The sequence below is a fragment of the Pantoea sp. X-Soil-OKNW-556 genome (assembly GCF_059730695.1).
This window is the reverse complement of the sequence record NZ_AP035990.1, coordinates 1,239,731-1,256,674: the sequence shown is the minus strand read 5'-3', so window position 1 is coordinate 1,256,674 and position 16,944 is coordinate 1,239,731. Positions and strand designations below refer to the sequence as shown.

The following is a 16,944-nucleotide window of genomic DNA, read 5'->3' as shown; positions in this document are numbered from 1 at the left end:
TCACAAAATAGCCCGAATTGAGATTTCATTAGATGCCATCTAATGAAATGGTTATTTTATTGAAAAAAATTCAATTTATTTGCGAAGACAACATTCTTTTTATCAACCAATCGTGAATTTGCTTGCATTACCACCACCAAATAGCGCATTTTCTTATACATCACGCAGCCGATGCTGCCGGACAAACGTAGAAATAACATCCCCACAGGGTGAGATCAGGAGTCAGTTATGTGTTCGATTTTTGGTGTGCTGGATCTGAAAACCGATCCTGTTGAATTGCGCAAGAAAGCGCTGGAATGTTCCCGTCTGATGCGCCATCGCGGCCCGGACTGGTCAGGCGTCTATGCCGATGACAAAGCCATTCTGGCGCATGAGCGCCTGTCAATTGTTGACGTCAACAACGGCGCACAGCCGCTGTACAACGCCGATCACACTCACGTACTGGCGGTAAACGGTGAAATCTACAACCATCAGGCGCTGCGTGCTGAACTGAGCGATCGCTATCAGTTCCAGACCGGTTCTGACTGTGAAGTGATCCTCGCGCTGTATCAGGAAAAAGGCGTCGATTTCCTCGATGACCTGCAAGGCATGTTTGCCTTTATTCTGTGGGACAGCGTGAAACAACAATATCTGATTGGTCGTGACCATATCGGTATCATCCCGCTGTATATGGGTAACGATGAACACGGCAACTTCTATGTCGCTTCCGAAATGAAAGCGCTGGTGCCGGTGTGCCGCTCCATCAAAGAATTCCCGCCGGGAAGCTACCTCTCCAGCACCGATGGCGAAATCCGTCGTTACTGGCAGCGTGACTGGATGGATTACAAAGCCGTTGAGCACAACGTTACTGATGCCGCCGGTCTGAAAGCCGCGCTGGAAGAGTCAGTCAAAAGCCATCTGATGTCAGACGTCCCCTACGGCGTGCTGCTGTCTGGTGGTCTGGACTCGTCCATTATCTCCGCAGTGACCAAACGTTTTGCGGCAAAACGCGTAGAAGATCATGACAAGAGCGATGCCTGGTGGCCGCAACTGCACTCCTTCGCGGTAGGTCTGGAAGGTTCACCGGACCTGAAAGCGGCGAAATCGGTCGCGGAACATCTCGGCACCGTGCACCATGAAATCCACTTCACCGTGCAGGAAGGTCTGGATGCAATTCGTGATGTGATTTACCACATCGAAACCTACGATGTGACCACTATCCGTGCCTCAACGCCGATGTACCTGATGTCGCGTAAAATCAAAGCGATGGGTATCAAAATGGTGCTGTCTGGCGAAGGTGCTGATGAAGTGTTTGGTGGCTACCTCTACTTCCACAAAGCGCCGAACGCCAAAGAGTTCCACGAGGAGAACGTGCGTAAGCTGCTGGCACTGCATATGTATGACTGTGCCCGTGCTAACAAAGCGATGTCAGCCTGGGGTGTGGAAGCGCGTGTGCCGTTCCTCGACAAGAAATTCCTGGATGTCGCGATGCGCATCAATCCGGAAGATAAAATGTGTGGCAGCAACGGCAAGATGGAAAAACACATCCTGCGTGAATGCTTCTCCTCATATCTGCCGGAAAGCGTGGCATGGCGTCAGAAAGAGCAGTTCTCTGACGGTGTAGGTTACAGCTGGATCGACACCCTGAAAGAAGTGGCCGCGAAGCAGGTTAGCGATCAACAACTGGCGACCGCCCACTTCCGCTTCCCGTACAACACGCCGAACTCCAAAGAAGCGTATCTGTACCGTGAGATCTTTGAAGAACTGTTCCCGATCCCGAGTGCCGCTGAATGTGTGCCGGGTGGTCCGTCGGTGGCCTGTTCTTCCGCAAAAGCGATTGAATGGGATGAAGCGTTCAAATCGATGGACGATCCATCAGGTCGTGCGGTAGGCGTGCATCAGTCAGCCTATAAATAAGATTTTTAATATCAAGTAAAAGGGGCCAGAAATGGCCCCTTTTTTTATCCGTTGCGTTTGTATTGATCGAAAATTGCCGAATAAATCATCAGCCTGGTTATAAGCCAGACAAACAGGCGCATTAAGGCGAAAAACGGTAAAAAATTTGTTGACGCTACAAAGCTCAATACGCATAATGCGCCCCGCAACGCCGATGAAGGTAGCGCGAAAAAAAGATGGCTACGTAGCTCAGCTGGTTAGAGCACAGCACTCATAATGCTGGGGTCACAGGTTCGATTCCCGTCGTAGCCACCATCTTTTTTTGCGGGAGTGGCGAAATTGGTAGACGCACCAGATTTAGGTTCTGGCGCCGCAAGGTGTGCGAGTTCAAGTCTCGCCTCCCGCACCATTTCCAGTCTTCGGCAGCCGGATGGGGTATCGCCAAGCGGTAAGGCACCGGTTTTTGATACCGGCATTCCCTGGTTCGAATCCAGGTACCCCAGCCAATCCGATGAACTCTCGTGGATATGAGTCGACTATTGGGATATCGCCAAGCGGTAAGGCACCGGTTTTTGATACCGGCATTCCCTGGTTCGAATCCAGGTATCCCAGCCATCGTCGGAAATGATGTAAAGCAGTACAATTTGGCTACGTAGCTCAGCTGGTTAGAGCACAGCACTCATAATGCTGGGGTCACAGGTTCGATTCCCGTCGTAGCCACCATATAAAATTGGGGTGTCGCCAAGCGGTAAGGCAGTGGATTCTGATTCCACCATTCCGGGGTTCGAATCCCTGCACCCCAGCCATACAAAGACAATTTGACCAAACACCTATTGGGGTGTCGCCAAGCGGTAAGGCACCGGATTCTGATTCCGGCATTCCGGGGTTCGAATCCCTGCACCCCAGCCAAATTGCACAATAAAGCCCGCTTTTGCGGGCTTTATTGTTTTCTGGGTTTATGTAAAAACACATCCCCCGTAGCGGCGCGATTTATCACGCTCTTTTGATTTTAAAACCTGCGCGATAAATCGCGCCGCTACGGAATGTGCATAAATGCCAGATTAAAGCCCCAACGCGTAACGCAGCACCTGACGTTTTAACGCACCGGCGTGTTCAGCAGCGATCAGTCCCAGATTACGGGCGAAACGCAGCGGCGGCAGTTTATTGCTGAAAGCGAAGTAAAACAGATCCATTCCGCCCTGCATCAACAAATTATCTCTGCGGCGCTGGCGCTGATAACGCTGCAACACCGCCGCCGATGACCACGACTCCGCCTGACTACGCGCCTGCACCAGCGTGTCCAGCAACGCATCCACATCACGATAGCCAAGATTCACCCCCTGCCCGGCCAACGGATTGATGGTGTGCGCCGCATCGCCAACCAACGCCAGCCCGGCGGTGACATAGCGCGTTGCATGGCGTCGCACCAGCGGAAAGGATGCCGCCGCCTGCACCTGAAAACGCCCCACCCGCGCCGGAAAATGCGCGTGGATCTCTTTTTCCAACTGTGGCAACGGCAAACTTTGCAACTGACGAATACGTGCTGGCGCGTCATACCACACCAGCGAAGCATGCCTGCCGAACAGCGGCAAGAACGCGCGCGGCCCTTCCGGCGTAAACTGTTGCCAGGTGGCATCCCCGGCGTCATGTTCACACTCGACGCTAATCAACATGCAAGATTGCGCGTAGTTCCAGCCATGCACACCAATCCCGGCCAATTGGCGCACGCGAGAATTGGCACCATCGGCCCCCACCACCAGTCTGGCATCCAGCGTGGTGCCATTGTCCAGTTGCACATGCCAACCGCCGCTGTGCGGCAGCACATTATCCAGGCTGGCCGGAGCGCATAAGGTCACCCCATCTTCCTGCATCTTTTCCCACAACGCGCGTTGCAGCACGCTGTTCTCAACCATATAACCCAGTTCAGACAGACCGAGTGATGCCGCATCAAAGGTGACATGGGCCGTTTGCCATTCCCAGGTTTCCAGCTTGCGGTAAGGTGCACAACGCATCGCCTGCACACGCGGCCAGACGTTAAGCTGTTGCAGCAACGCCACCGATGACGCACCAATGGCGGAAATACGAACATCCGGCGCGCGCGCCGCATCAAAAGGGGCCGGTTCAGCCCGCTCAACCACCGCCACACGGAATTGCTGCTGCGCCAGGCCGCAGGCCAGGGCCGCACCAACCATCCCGCCGCCAATCACCACCACATCAAAATGTGAATCCTGCATTACCGTTATCCCTCATATCTAACGCAGCGCTCATTGTGCGAAGTGTACCGGAAATTCACGTCACGATCAGAAAAGCCCTTACCCTTATACTGGTCACAACAGCAGCAAAGCATTACAATACGCGCCCAGCACTTACCTGCACTGAATTAATGGCTAGTCCAATGACCAAAAAACTGCATATCAAAACCTGGGGCTGTCAGATGAATGAGTATGATTCATCGAAGATGGCTGACCTGCTGAACAGCACCCACGGCTACACCCTGACTGAGGAAGCCGAAGAGGCAGACGTTCTGCTGCTCAACACCTGTTCCATTCGTGAGAAGGCACAGGAGAAGGTTTTCCATCAGTTAGGACGCTGGAAAACGCTGAAAGAGCGTAATCCCGACCTCATCATTGGCGTGGGTGGCTGCGTGGCTTCTCAGGAAGGCGACCATATTCGCCAGCGCGCGCCCTGCGTCGATATCGTGTTTGGTCCACAAACGTTGCATCGCCTGCCGGAGATGATCAACACCGTGCGCGGCAGCAAAAGTCCAATCGTCGATATCAGCTTCCCGGAAATTGAGAAATTTGACCGTCTGCCCGAACCGCGTGCAGAAGGCCCTACAGCGTTTGTTTCCATCATGGAAGGCTGCAACAAATACTGTACTTTCTGCGTGGTGCCTTACACCCGTGGCGAAGAAGTGAGCCGTCCAAGTGACGACATTCTGCTGGAAATCGCCCAGTTGGCGGCCCAGGGTGTGCGCGAAGTTAACCTGCTGGGCCAGAACGTCAACGCGTATCGCGGCGCGACCTTTGACGGTGACTTCTGCACCTTCGCTGAACTGCTGCGTCTGGTGGCGGCGATCGACGGTATCGACCGCATCCGTTTCACCACCAGCCATCCGATTGAGTTCACGGACGATATCATTGAGGTTTACCGTGATACGCCGGAGCTGGTCAGCTTCCTGCATCTGCCGGTGCAGAGCGGCGCTGACCGCATTCTGACGCTGATGAAACGCGCGCACACGGCGCTGGAGTACAAAGCGATCATCCGTAAACTGCGCGTGGCGCGTCCGGATATTGAAATCAGCTCCGACTTTATCATCGGCTTCCCCGGTGAAACCCAGCAGGATTTCGAACAGACCATGAAGCTGATTGGCGATATCAATTTCGACATGAGCTTTAGCTTTATCTACTCCGCACGCCCGGGTACGCCAGCGGCCGACCTGCCGGACGATGTGCCGGAAGAGGAGAAGAAGCAACGCCTGTACATCCTGCAAGACCGCATCAACCAGCAGGCGATGGGCATCAGCCGCCGTATGTTGGGTACCGTGCAGCGCATCCTGGTGGAAGGTACCTCACGTAAAAACGTGATGGAGCTGTCAGGTCGTACTGCAAACAACCGCGTGGTGAATTTCGAAGGCTCGGTCGGCATGATTGGTAAGTTCGTTGACGTGGAAATCGTCGATGTTTATACCAACTCATTACGTGGCAAAGTGGTACGTACAGAAGACGAGATGGGCCTGCGTGTGGTAGAAAGCCCGGCGTCGGTGATTGCGCGTACGCGTAAAGAGAACGAAATCGGCGTAGGTCTGTTCCAGCCTTGAAACCCCGACCTTTGAGCGACAGCGCACAAAACGCTGTCGCCTGTTGCCTCAGGCAGCACTTGCATTCTGGCAGTGCTGCCCAAATATCTCCCCTGAAGCTTGCGCCCAGGCGTTGCCCCATAAATAATTCCGTAATGATGCGTCGGGCCTTGCTGCCACGCCTCGGATACACTTTTTCAACTGGCCCTGAGTGACCCAAAGGATTCATTTGAATATCGAAACTCGTGAAATCGCCCTTGAACCGGTAGATAACCGCCGACTGCTCAGCCTGTGCGGTCCGTTTGATGACAATGTGAAACAGCTGGAACGGCGTCTGGGGATCGAAATCAACCGCCGTGACAACCAATTTAAACTGGTGGGCCGCACGCTGTGCGTCAACGCCGCAGCAGATATTCTGCGCACCCTGTATGTGGATACGGCACCCGTACGTGGTCAGTTCCAGGATATCGAACCCGAGCAAATCCATTTAGCGATTAAAGAGAGTCGCGTACTGGAACAAAGTGCGGAGAGCGTGCCGGAGTACGGTAAAGCGGTCAATATCAAGACCAAACGCGGTGTGATTAAACCGCGCACGCCCAACCAGGCGCAATACATCGCCAATATTCTCGACCATGACATTACCTTTGGTATCGGTCCTGCCGGTACGGGTAAAACCTATCTGGCGGTCGCTGCCGCAGTCGATGCGCTGGAACGCCAGGAAATTCGCCGTATTCTGCTGACGCGTCCGGCGGTCGAAGCCGGCGAGAAACTTGGTTTCCTGCCAGGCGATCTCAGCCAGAAAGTCGATCCTTATCTGCGCCCACTTTACGATGCGTTGTTCGAGATGCTCGGTTTTGAGCGGGTTGAAAAACTGATGGAACGCAACGTCATCGAAGTGGCACCGCTGGCGTATATGCGTGGCCGTACGCTGAATGATGCCTTTATCATCCTTGATGAGAGCCAGAACACCACCATCGAGCAGATGAAGATGTTCCTGACGCGTATTGGTTTTAACTCCAAAGCAGTGATTACCGGTGACGTAACGCAGATTGACCTGCCGCGCCATACGAAATCCGGCCTGCGCCATGCTATCGAAGTGTTGTCCGAAGTCGATGAACTCAGCTTTAACTTCTTCCACAGCGAAGATGTGGTACGTCACCCGGTGGTGGCGCGCATCGTTATCGCCTATGAAGCCTGGGAAGAAGCAGACCAGAAGCGCCGTGATAAACAGGCCGAAGAGCGTAAACGTGAAGCGCTCGCGGCCACCCAACCCAGCCCGCAGGAGCCTTCATGAGCGCGGTAATTCTTGATCTACAACTGGCTTGTGCTGACAGCCAGGGCTTACCTGACGAAGCGGCTTTCCAGCGTTGGCTGGAAGCTGCCGTCACCCCGTTCCAGCCCGAGAGCGAAGTGACGATACGTCTGGTTGATGAGGCGGAAAGTCATGAGCTAAATCTGACTTATCGTGGGAAAGATAAGCCGACCAACGTGCTCTCTTTTCCCTTTGAAGCCCCACCCGGCATTGAGTTGCCGCTGCTGGGTGACCTGATTATTTGCCGCCAGGTCGTGGAGCAAGAAGCCGTTGAACAAGGGAAAACCCTGGAAGCCCACTGGGCGCACATGGTGGTGCACGGTACACTGCACCTGCTGGGTTACGACCATATCGAAGACGATGAAGCCGAAGAAATGGAAGCGCTGGAGACCGAGATAATGCTTGCCCTTGGTTATCCGGACCCGTACATTTCGGAGAAAGAAGACGCCTGAGCCACTGGCTCCGGTCATTATGCTGCTGGCGTGGACGCCGGCAGTTTCCTTCCCTCACCAGAGAGAACTAAATAAAAACGCCATGAGCGACGACCATTCTCAAAACAGCGATGCACCCAGTAGTAAAAAGGGATTTTTTTCCCTGCTAATCAACCAATTGTTCCACGGCGAACCGAAAAACCGTGACGAACTGCTGGGGCTAATCCGCGATTCTGAGCAAAAAGAACTGATCGACCAGGACACCCGCGACATGCTGGAAGGGGTGCTGGATATTGCCGAACAACGCGTGCGCGACATCATGATCCCACGTTCCCAGATGATCACCCTGAAGCGTAACCAGAGCCTCGAAGAGTGCCTGGCGGTGATCATCGAATCGGCCCATTCCCGCTTTCCGGTGATCAGCGAAGATAAAGACCACGTTGAAGGCATTCTGATGGCGAAGGATTTGCTGCCCTTTATGAGCAGCGCCTCAGAACCTTTCAGCATGGAGAAGGTACTGCGTCCGGCAGTCGTGGTGCCGGAAAGCAAGCGTGTGGACCGCATGCTGAAAGAGTTCCGTTCACAGCGCTATCATATGGCGATTGTGATTGATGAATTTGGCGGCGTGTCCGGTCTGGTGACCATTGAAGACATCCTTGAACTGATCGTCGGAGAGATTGAAGACGAGTATGACGATGAAGAAGATCGTGATATCCGTCAGTTAAACCGCCACACCTACACGGTGCGTGCGTTGACGCCGATTGAAGACTTCAACGAGGTGTTTGGTACCGGCTTCAGTGATGACGAAGTGGATACCATTGGCGGTCTGGTGATGCAGGGATTCGGCCACCTTCCCGCGCGCGGTGAAAGCATTGAAATTGATGGTTACCAATTCAAGGTCGCCATGGCTGACAGCCGCCGTATCATCCAGGTGCATGTAAAAATTCCGGAAGACTCGCCGCTCCCTCAACTGGATGACGAATAACTTTATGGCTTTAGCCTCTCTCTACTCGCGGCAGCGGGTTCGCCTGCTGCTGGCGTTAATTACGGGTGCCATCGGCACCCTTTCCTTTTCCCCGTATGATTTCTGGCCCGCGGCGCTGATTTCGCTGTGTGGCCTGCAACTGTTATTGCTGGACCGTCGTACCGCGCAGGCGGCCGCGATTGGCTTCGCCTGGGCTTTTGGCCTGTTTGGCAGTGGTATCAACTGGGTATACGTCAGCATTGCGACTTTTGGCGGTATGCCGGGACCGGTTAACGTTTTCCTGGTGGTGTTGCTGGCTGCCTACCTGTCGCTCTACCCGATGCTGTTTGCCATCCTGCTTAATCGCCTGTGGCCTCGCGTCACATTATGGCGTCTGGCAGTGGCGGCCCCGGCATTATGGCAAATCACCGAGTTCCTGCGCGGCTGGATCCTCACCGGATTTCCGTGGCTCCAGTTTGGCTACAGCCAGATTGATGGCCCGCTGAAAGGCCTGGCTCCGCTGGCCGGAGTGGAAACCATTACCTTCCTGTTGATGGTCATTGCCGGTCTGCTGGCGTATGCGCTGCATCAACGCAACGTCAAAAGCCTGATCGCTGCCGCACTGCTGCTGTTGCTGCCGTGGCCGCTACGCATGTTGCAGTGGTATCAACCGCTGCCGGAACGCAGTGTCAATGTCGCGATGGTACAGGGCAACATCCCGCAATCGATGAAGTGGGATCCCCAGCAACTGCTGAATACCCTGCGGGTCTACACCTCTTACAGCCAGCCGTGGATGGGCAAAGCGCCGATTATTATCTGGCCGGAATCGGCGATTACCGATCTGGAAAGTAATCAGCAACCGTTCCTGCGCGCGCTGGATGACGAACTGCGCGCACGCGGTAGCTCACTCATCACTGGCATTGTCGATTCACGTCTGGAAGGCGACAACCGTTACCACGATTACAACTCGGTGATTGTGTTGGGTGGCGAACAACCTTACAGCTATCAAAGCCAAAACCGTTACCAGAAAAACCATCTGGTGCCGTTTGGTGAGTTTGTCCCGCTGGAAGAATTGCTACGACCGCTGGCTCCGTTTTTCGATTTGCCGATGTCGTCATTCAGCCGTGGCGCTTATATCCAGCCTGCGCTGAAAGTGGCGGGTTATAACCTGACCACCGCCATCTGCTATGAAATCGTATTGGGTGAACAGGTTCGCGCCAATTTCCATCAGGACACTAACTTCCTGCTTACCGTCTCGAATGATGCCTGGTTTGGTCACTCCATCGGCCCATGGCAGCATTTCCAGATGGCGAGAATGCGGGCGCTGGAACTGGGTCGTCCGTTACTACGTGATACCAATAATGGTGTCACGGCGGTGGTTAACGCCAACGGAGAGGTTGAGAAGATGCTGCCGCAGTTCACGCGTGATGTGCTGACCGCCAAAGTGACTCCGACCACCGGTGAAACCCCCTATGCCAAAGCCGGTATTTGGCCGGTGTGGGTACTGACATTACTGGGCGTAGTGCTGGCGCTGTTACGACGTCGTCACTAACCTCCCACGTTTTACCAAGGCGAAGCTCATCCTTCGCCTTTTTTTATCGCATTTTTCCGCTCCCTTCCCGTGGCTTTACCACATTCTCTGCTGGCTTTTTACACTCATTAATCGCTTTGGCACGATCATTGCTATTTATTTCAGTGTTTTTCGCAAACATCAGCTTTTGTCAGCGTAATGCTCGCCATGAAGCACCGTAATAAGGCAATGATGCGCACCATTGTGGCGCACAGGTCAAATTTTGCTTTTTATTGGTGCGGAGCGGCTCGCAAAAAAGAAACTTTTCTGTTTCATTGCGTTAACAATTCGCTATGTTAAGCACTTTCCTGCGCGCGGTTGCGCTACGGGATAATCAGAAAAGCAGCGAAAAATACACACAACATCACAATCTGCGCAGTTTATCTGCTGTGCACCAGCAATACGAAGGAGTTGGAGATGAAATTACGGAAACTGGGCCTTTGCCTGGCTCTGGCTGGCCTCGCCTCCGTGGCTCATGCGGAAGATGCTAAACCGGCAGCCGCAGCACCAGCCGACCAGCAAGTCAGCACGCTGGATAAAATCAGCAAAAATGGCGTGATTGTCGTCGGGCATCGCGAATCGTCTGTTCCCTTCTCTTACTACGACAATGAGCAAAAAGTCGTCGGCTATTCGCAGGATTACTCCAACGCGATTGTTGAAGCCATTAAGAAAAAGCTGAACAAACCGGATTTGCAGGTCAAAATGCTGCCAATCACCTCGCAGAACCGTATTCCGTTGCTGCAAAACGGCACCTTTGATTTCGAATGTGGTTCCACCACCAACAACCTGGAACGTCAGCAACAGGCAGCCTTCTCTGACACCATCTTCGTGGTAGGTACACGTCTGCTGGTGAAAAAAGGCGGCCCGATTAAAGATTTCGCTGATCTGAAAGGTAAAACCGTGGTTGTCACCTCCGGCACCACCTCAGAAATTCTGCTGAACAAGCTGAATGATTCACAAAAAATGGGCATGCGTATTATCAGCGCCAAAGATCACGGTGACTCCTTCCGTACGCTGGAAACCGGTCGTGCCGTGGCCTTTATGATGGATGACGCCCTGCTGGCCGGTGAACGCGCCAAAGCGAAGAAACCGGATAACTGGGAAATCCTCGGCACGCCGCAATCGCATGAAGCTTACGGCTGTATGCTGCGCAAAAACGATCCTGAGTTTAAAAAGCTGATGGATGACACCATTGCCCAGGCGCAGACCTCTGGCGAAGCGGCCAAATGGTTTGATAAGTGGTTCAAAAATCCGATCCCGCCAAAAGGCATGAACATCAATTTTGATCTCTCGGATGATATGAAAGCGCTGTTCAAAGCACCAAACGACAAGGCAATGAACTAACAATCACAATAAGGGCGGCCCTGCTGCCCTCTCGATTGCTGAAAACACGGTGCGGACAGACAGACTCTCACAGGTCGTTCCCCTGAGAAGAGTAAGCAAGACACCGTTCATCAATCTTCCGGGTAACTTGTACCCTACAGGTATAAGTTACCCTTTTTTTACCGGAGCTCGTTATGGGTATCGACTGGAACTGGGGCATCTTTTTACAACCGGCCCCGTTCGGCAACACGACCTACCTCGGCTGGCTGTGGTCCGGATTTCAGGTGACCATTGCCGTCTCCTGCTGCGCCTGGATTATCGCTTTCTTTGTAGGTTCCTTCTTTGGCATTCTGCGAACCGTGCCTAATCGCCTGTTATCAACGATTGGTACTTGTTACGTGGAGTTGTTCCGCAATATTCCACTGATTGTGCAGTTCTTCTTCTGGTATCTGGTCGCGCCGGAACTGGTGGGGGAGAACCTTGGCATGTGGTTTAAATCGGAACTGGACCCGAACATTCAATTCTTCTCTTCATCGGTGATTTGCCTTGGGCTATTCACCGGTGCGCGCGTCAGTGAGCAGGTGCGTGCCGCAATTCAGTCGTTGCCGCGCGGCCAGAAAAATGCGGGGCTGGCGATGGGCCTGACGCTGCCGCAAACTTATCGCTACGTGCTGCTGCCAAATGCGTATCGCGTGATTGTGCCGCCGATGACCTCGGAAATGCTTAACCTGGTGAAGAACTCCGCCATCGCCTCAACCATCGGTTTGGTAGATATGGCCGCGCAGGCGGGTAAGTTGCTGGATTACTCAGCACACGCCTACGAATCTTTCACCGCCATCACCCTGGCTTACATTGGTATTAACCTGGTGATTATGCTGCTGATGAGTCTGGTGGAGCGCAAAGTGCGACTGCCCGGCAATATGGGAGGGAAATAATGTACGATTTTGACTGGAGTTCAATTCCTCCCAGCCTGCCCTACCTGCTAAACGGTATGGTGATTACCCTCAAAATCACGCTGACTGCGGTGGTGTTCGGTATCATTTGGGGCACCATCCTCGCGGTGATGCGCCTGTCGCCCTTCACGCCGGTCCGCTGGTTTGCCAAGTTGTACGTCAACCTGTTCCGCTCCGTACCGCTGGTGATGGTGCTGCTGTGGTTTTATCTGGTGGTGCCGAGTTTCCTGCAACAGGTACTGGGCTTGTCGCCGAAGACCGATATTCGCCTGATCTCCGCGATGGTAGCCTTTTCGCTGTTTGAAGCCGCTTACTACTCGGAGATTATCCGAGCCGGCATCATCAGTATCGCCCGTGGGCAATCCAGTGCCGCACTGGCGCTGGGCATGACCCACTGGCAATCGATGCAACTGGTGATCCTGCCGCAGGCGTTTCGTGCGATGGTGCCACTGTTACTGACCCAGGGGATTGTGCTGTTTCAGGATACCTCGCTGGTGTACGTACTCAGCCTGGCAGACTTCTTCCGCACCGCGTCCACCATTGGTGAGCGTGACGGTACCCAGGTAGAAATGATTTTGTTTGCCGGACTGGTCTACTTTGTGATCAGCCTGAGCGCTTCGCTGTTGGTTAGTTATCTGAAAAGAAAAAGGACGGTTTAAATGATTAGCCTGAAAAATGTATCTAAGTGGTATGGGCACTTTCAGGTGCTGACCGACTGCTCCACCGAAGTGAAAACCGGTGAAGTGGTGGTGGTATGCGGTCCGTCCGGCTCTGGCAAATCAACGTTGATCAAAACGGTGAACGGTCTGGAACCTATCCAGCAGGGCAGCATTCAGGTCACCGGCATCGAAGTCAACGACAAGAAAACCAACCTCGCACAGCTACGTAGCAAAGTCGGTATGGTGTTCCAGCATTTCGAACTGTTCCCGCACCTGAGCATCGTCGACAACCTGACGCTGGCGCAGGTCAAAGTGCTGAAGCGCGATAAGAAGGCGGCGCGCGAAAAAGGGCTGAAGCTGTTGGCGCGTGTCGGCTTATCCGCGCATGCTGACAAGTTTCCCGGCCAGCTCTCCGGCGGCCAGCAGCAGCGTGTCGCGATCGCCCGTGCGCTGTGCATGGATCCGGTGGCCATGTTGTTCGATGAGCCAACTTCAGCGCTCGACCCGGAAATGATCAATGAAGTGCTTGACGTGATGGTGGAACTGGCGCAGGAAGGGATGACCATGATGGTGGTTACCCACGAAATGGGCTTTGCCCGCAAAGTCGCCAATCGCGTGATCTTTATGGACGAAGGCAAAATTGTTGAAGACACCAACAAGGATGATTTCTTTAACAATCCGCAATCAGATCGCGCCAAAGACTTCCTGGCGAAGATCCTGCACTAACGCATAACCCGTCGTGGCGCGATAAATCGCGCCGCGACGAAATAGGATCAGGGTTCAAATGGCTGGCGCTGGAACTGATCGTGGCCGCATTCCGGGCAACGGGTTAAGGTCTCCGGGGTATAAATGGCGCGGGTGAAATGACACTTCTCGCATACCAGATTCCCCAGCCCCACCACTTCGCCGCTTTGATAGACGCCATGATGACGCAGATCCTGAAACACTTCGCGCCACTCCAGTTGGCTCTTATCGGTGATATCAGCCAATTCCTTCCAGATGCTCTCACGGATAACACGCATAAAGACCGAGTCACCCACTGCATCGGATGACTCCTCATAGCTGAGTGCGAACTCCTGGAGATCCCGCCGTACTGCACGCATCACTTCATCGACCTCTGCCGACGTCAAATCCTGCTGCGCCAGCAGACGCAGACGTGCACTGGCAACCAGCGCCTCAATATCACGCTCGCCACGCTCCAGCCGTTGGGTTAATGCCGCTACCGTCGCACGATAGACCTGCGCCACGTTATTCATTTTGTTCTCCTTTCTGCTGCGAATGCCCTGATTAAGTTTAGTCACTGGCAAGTCCACGCGTTGAGGAAATCACAAAAGGGTGAATGTGGCGGCGCATTCAGTAGAAATCGCGCGGGCAAAGGCGCGAAGTGTTGTTGAGGGGCAGCCTTATGGGTATGCTATGCGGATCTAAAAGTACGCTTAGAGCGATATTCATTAAGGACCACAGGCAGCCATGCAAGAGCAATACCGCCCGGAAGAGATAGAATCCCGCGTCCAGCAGCACTGGGACGAAAATGAAACCTTTAAAGTGACCGAGCAGGAAGGCAAAGAGAAATACTACTGCCTCTCTATGCTGCCCTATCCTTCCGGCCGCCTGCACATGGGCCATGTGCGTAACTACACCATCGGTGATGTGATTGCCCGTTATCAGCGTATGCTGGGCAAAAACGTGCTGCAACCCATTGGCTGGGATGCATTTGGTCTGCCCGCCGAAGGTGCGGCAGTCAAAAATAACACCGCCCCTGCCCCCTGGACGTACGACAACATCCAGTACATGAAAAAGCAGCTCAAACTGCTGGGTTTTGGTTATGACTGGAGCCGTGAACTGGCAACCTGCCAGCCGGAATATTATCGCTGGGAACAATGGTTCTTCACCAAGCTGTACGAAAAAGGCCTGGTTTATAAGAAGACCTCGGCGGTCAACTGGTGCCCAAATGACCAGACCGTTCTGGCGAACGAGCAGGTCATTGACGGCTGCTGCTGGCGCTGTGACACCAAAGTGGAGCGTAAAGAGATTCCACAATGGTTTGTCAAAATCACTGACTACGCTGAAGAACTGCTGAACGACCTCGACAAGCTGGAAGATTGGCCGGAACAGGTCAAAACCATGCAGCGCAACTGGATTGGCCGCTCTGAAGGCGTGGAGATCACTTTCAACGTTGCCAACAGCGACGAAAAAGTGACGGTCTACACCACCCGCCCTGACACTTTTATGGGGGCGACTTACGTAGCCGTTGCCGCAGGACATCCTTTGGCGCAGCAGGCTGCAACCAGCAACCCGGCGCTGGTGGACTTCATTGACGAATGCCGCAACACCAAAGTGGCAGAAGCCGATATGGCGACGATGGAGAAAAAAGGTATGGCCACCGGCCTGCATGCCATCCATCCGCTGACCGGCGAAGAGATCCCGGTGTGGGTCGCCAACTTCGTCCTGATGGAGTACGGCACCGGTGCGGTGATGGCAGTTCCGGGTCATGACCAGCGCGACTGGGAATTTGCCACCAAATATGACCTGTCAATCAAACCGGTCATTCTGAACCTCGATGGTACGGCACCCGACCTGAGTGCAGCCGCGATGACCGAAAAAGGCACGCTGTTTAACTCCGGCGAATATGACGGGCTCGACCATCAGGCAGGCTTCAACGCCATCGCTGATGCGCTGACCGCCAAAGGCGTTGGCGTGCGCAAAGTTAACTACCGTCTGCGCGACTGGGGTGTTTCCCGTCAGCGTTACTGGGGTGCGCCGATCCCGATGGTCACGCTGGAAGATGGCACCGTGATGCCAACCCCGGAAGATCAATTGCCGGTGATCCTGCCAGAAGACGTAGTGATGGACGGCATCACCAGCCCAATCAAAGCGGATCCTGAGTGGGCGAAAACCACCGTAAACGGCCAACCTGCGCTGCGTGAAACCGATACTTTTGACACCTTCATGGAGTCATCCTGGTACTACGCGCGTTACACCTGTGCCAACTACAACGAAGGTATGCTGGACCCGGCTGCTGCGAACTACTGGCTGCCGGTCGATCAGTATGTTGGCGGTATCGAACACGCCATCATGCACCTGATGTACTTCCGCTTCTATCACAAGCTGCTGCGTGATGCGGGCCTGGTGAACTCTGACGAGCCAGCCAAACGCCTGCTGTGTCAGGGCATGGTGCTGGCAGATGCCTTCTACTACGTGGGTGCCAACGGCGAGCGTAACTGGGTTTCTCCGGTTGACGTCAACGTCGAGCGCGATGAGAAAGGTCGCATCGTAAAAGCTATCGACAATCAGGGCCGCGAAGTGATTTACGCTGGCATGAGCAAAATGTCGAAGTCGAAAAACAACGGTATCGACCCGCAGTTGATGGTAGAACGTTACGGTGCAGATACCGTACGTCTGTTTATGATGTTTGCTTCCCCGGCAGAAATGACACTGGAGTGGCAGGAATCAGGCGTGGAAGGCGCAAACCGCTTCCTGAAACGTGTCTGGAAACTGGCCTGGGATCACGTCGCAAAAGGTGCCACCGTTGCGCTGGATGTGAACAGCCTGAACGACGATCAGAAAGCGCTGCGTCGCGATCTGCACAAAACCATCGCCAAAGTGGCGGATGATATTGGCCGTCGTCAGACCTTCAACACCGCGATTGCAGCGATCATGGAGCTGATGAACAAGCTGATCCGCGCACCGCAGGAGAGCGATCAGGATCGCGCCCTGTTGCAGGAAGCGCTGGTGGCTGTCACGCGTCTGCTGTACCCGTTCACACCGCACACCAGCTATGCCCTGTGGGAAGCGCTGGGCGGTGAAGGGACTATCGACGACGCCAGCTGGCCGGTCGCTGACGAAGCAGCTATGGTTGAAGACTCACTGCTGGTGGTGGTTCAGGTTAACGGCAAAGTGCGCGGCAAAATCACCGTTGCGCCCGATGCCACCCAGGAGCAGGTGCAGGCGCGTGCCGCGCAGGAGCATCTGGTGGCGAAATATCTGGAAGGCGTCACCATTCGTAAAGTGATTTATGTCCCCGGCAAACTGCTTAACCTGGTCGTGGGTTAAGTTCA

General features: G+C 54.1%; 13 protein-coding genes and 7 tRNA genes. 18 read left to right on the top strand and 2 right to left on the bottom strand.

Translation table 11 applies throughout. From position 1 onward, the window contains the following. Positions 1-228 precede the first annotated feature (228 nt). From asnB to AC6I8T_RS05660, 8 genes are all read left to right on the top strand, one after another. Positions 229-1,896, top strand: coding sequence for an asparagine synthase B (gene asnB, locus AC6I8T_RS05695; protein WP_021182384.1), 1,668 nt, complete (start codon positions 229-231; stop codon positions 1,894-1,896). Positions 1,897-2,113: 217 nt separating this feature from the next. Beyond that, positions 2,114-2,190: transfer RNA gene (locus AC6I8T_RS05690), tRNA-Met, on the top strand. 9 nt (positions 2,191-2,199) lie between these two features. Then, positions 2,200-2,284 (top strand) — tRNA-Leu (locus AC6I8T_RS05685). 22 nt (positions 2,285-2,306) lie between these two features. After that, positions 2,307-2,381 (top strand) — tRNA-Gln (locus AC6I8T_RS05680). Positions 2,382-2,415: 34 nt separating this feature from the next. After that, positions 2,416-2,490 (top strand) — tRNA-Gln (locus AC6I8T_RS05675). A 31-nt stretch (positions 2,491-2,521) separates the two neighbouring features. Beyond that, a tRNA-Met gene (locus AC6I8T_RS05670) sits at positions 2,522-2,598 on the top strand. A gap of 8 nt (positions 2,599-2,606) precedes the next feature. Then, positions 2,607-2,681, top strand: a tRNA-Gln gene (locus AC6I8T_RS05665). A 28-nt stretch (positions 2,682-2,709) separates the two neighbouring features. Then, positions 2,710-2,784, top strand: a tRNA-Gln gene (locus AC6I8T_RS05660). 152 nt (positions 2,785-2,936) lie between these two features. Here the strand turns inward: AC6I8T_RS05660 and ubiF are convergent. After that, positions 2,937-4,109, bottom strand: coding sequence for a 3-demethoxyubiquinol 3-hydroxylase (gene ubiF, locus AC6I8T_RS05655; RefSeq protein ID WP_208725012.1), 1,173 nt, complete (start codon positions 4,107-4,109; stop codon positions 2,937-2,939). A gap of 161 nt (positions 4,110-4,270) precedes the next feature. Between ubiF and miaB the strand changes: the two genes are divergently transcribed. The 9 genes from miaB (at position 4,271) to AC6I8T_RS05610 (ending at position 13,612) form a co-directional block, all read left to right on the top strand. Next, entirely contained in the window at positions 4,271-5,695 is a 1,425-nt protein-coding gene (gene miaB, locus AC6I8T_RS05650; protein WP_021182382.1) for a tRNA (N6-isopentenyl adenosine(37)-C2)-methylthiotransferase MiaB, read from the top strand. Between the two features lie 208 nt (positions 5,696-5,903). Further along, positions 5,904-6,968, top strand: a complete 1,065-nt coding sequence (locus AC6I8T_RS05645) for a PhoH family protein (RefSeq protein WP_021182381.1) — start codon at positions 5,904-5,906, stop codon at positions 6,966-6,968. Next, positions 6,965-7,438, top strand: coding sequence for an rRNA maturation RNase YbeY (ybeY, locus tag AC6I8T_RS05640; RefSeq protein ID WP_021182380.1), 474 nt, complete (start codon positions 6,965-6,967; stop codon positions 7,436-7,438). Before AC6I8T_RS05645 ends, ybeY begins: the two co-directional genes overlap by 4 nt. Before the next feature lie 82 nt (positions 7,439-7,520). Beyond that, on the top strand, positions 7,521-8,402 hold the full coding sequence (gene corC, locus AC6I8T_RS05635) for a CNNM family magnesium/cobalt transport protein CorC (protein ID WP_036624428.1): 882 nt from the start codon (positions 7,521-7,523) through the stop codon (positions 8,400-8,402). Between the two features lie 4 nt (positions 8,403-8,406). Further along, positions 8,407-9,933, top strand: a complete 1,527-nt coding sequence (gene lnt / locus AC6I8T_RS05630; RefSeq protein WP_208725011.1) for an apolipoprotein N-acyltransferase — start codon at positions 8,407-8,409, stop codon at positions 9,931-9,933. A gap of 435 nt (positions 9,934-10,368) precedes the next feature. After that, on the top strand, positions 10,369-11,295 hold the full coding sequence (locus AC6I8T_RS05625) for a glutamate/aspartate ABC transporter substrate-binding protein (RefSeq protein ID WP_021182377.1): 927 nt from the start codon (positions 10,369-10,371) through the stop codon (positions 11,293-11,295). 173 nt (positions 11,296-11,468) lie between these two features. Further along, positions 11,469-12,209: an amino acid ABC transporter permease gene (locus tag AC6I8T_RS05620; RefSeq protein WP_021182376.1), complete on the top strand. Its 741-nt coding sequence runs from the start codon at positions 11,469-11,471 to the stop codon at positions 12,207-12,209. Beyond that, the gene (gene gltK / locus AC6I8T_RS05615; protein ID WP_021182375.1) at positions 12,209-12,886 is read left to right on the top strand and encodes a glutamate/aspartate ABC transporter permease GltK; all 678 of its coding nucleotides are present in this window, start codon (positions 12,209-12,211) and stop codon (positions 12,884-12,886) included. Before AC6I8T_RS05620 ends, gltK begins: the two co-directional genes overlap by 1 nt. Continuing rightward, complete coding sequence (locus tag AC6I8T_RS05610; protein WP_013508259.1) at positions 12,887-13,612, top strand: amino acid ABC transporter ATP-binding protein; 726 nt, start codon at positions 12,887-12,889, stop codon at positions 13,610-13,612. It abuts the gene before it with no gap. 47 nt (positions 13,613-13,659) lie between these two features. On the opposite strand, the gene AC6I8T_RS05605 is transcribed toward AC6I8T_RS05610, so the two are convergent. Then, a complete protein-coding gene (locus tag AC6I8T_RS05605; protein WP_208725010.1) occupies positions 13,660-14,142 on the bottom strand; it encodes a zinc ribbon-containing protein in 483 nt (160 codons plus the stop codon). 214 nt (positions 14,143-14,356) lie between these two features. Between AC6I8T_RS05605 and leuS the strand changes: the two genes are divergently transcribed. Beyond that, the gene (gene leuS, locus AC6I8T_RS05600) at positions 14,357-16,939 is read left to right on the top strand and encodes a leucine--tRNA ligase (RefSeq protein ID WP_497833584.1); all 2,583 of its coding nucleotides are present in this window, start codon (positions 14,357-14,359) and stop codon (positions 16,937-16,939) included. Positions 16,940-16,944 lie beyond the last annotated feature (5 nt).

Excerpts from the sequence above, each read along its gene's own strand:
- miaB (WP_021182382.1), top strand. The coding sequence starts at position 4,271 with ATGACCAAAAAACTGCATATCAAAACCTGGGGCTGTCAGATGAATGAG.
- corC (WP_036624428.1), top strand. The coding sequence starts at position 7,521 with ATGAGCGACGACCATTCTCAAAACAGCGATGCACCCAGTAGTAAAAAG.
- leuS (WP_497833584.1), top strand. The coding sequence starts at position 14,357 with ATGCAAGAGCAATACCGCCCGGAAGAGATAGAATCCCGCGTCCAGCAG.
- AC6I8T_RS05625 (WP_021182377.1), top strand. The coding sequence starts at position 10,369 with ATGAAATTACGGAAACTGGGCCTTTGCCTGGCTCTGGCTGGCCTCGCC.
- gltK (WP_021182375.1), top strand. The coding sequence starts at position 12,209 with ATGTACGATTTTGACTGGAGTTCAATTCCTCCCAGCCTGCCCTACCTG.
- lnt (WP_208725011.1), top strand. The coding sequence starts at position 8,407 with ATGGCTTTAGCCTCTCTCTACTCGCGGCAGCGGGTTCGCCTGCTGCTG.
- AC6I8T_RS05605 (WP_208725010.1), bottom strand. The coding sequence starts at position 14,142 with ATGAATAACGTGGCGCAGGTCTATCGTGCGACGGTAGCGGCATTAACC.
- asnB (WP_021182384.1), top strand. The coding sequence starts at position 229 with ATGTGTTCGATTTTTGGTGTGCTGGATCTGAAAACCGATCCTGTTGAA.
- AC6I8T_RS05620 (WP_021182376.1), top strand. The coding sequence starts at position 11,469 with ATGGGTATCGACTGGAACTGGGGCATCTTTTTACAACCGGCCCCGTTC.
- AC6I8T_RS05610 (WP_013508259.1), top strand. The coding sequence starts at position 12,887 with ATGATTAGCCTGAAAAATGTATCTAAGTGGTATGGGCACTTTCAGGTG.
- ybeY (WP_021182380.1), top strand. The coding sequence starts at position 6,965 with ATGAGCGCGGTAATTCTTGATCTACAACTGGCTTGTGCTGACAGCCAG.
- ubiF (WP_208725012.1), bottom strand. The coding sequence starts at position 4,109 with ATGCAGGATTCACATTTTGATGTGGTGGTGATTGGCGGCGGGATGGTT.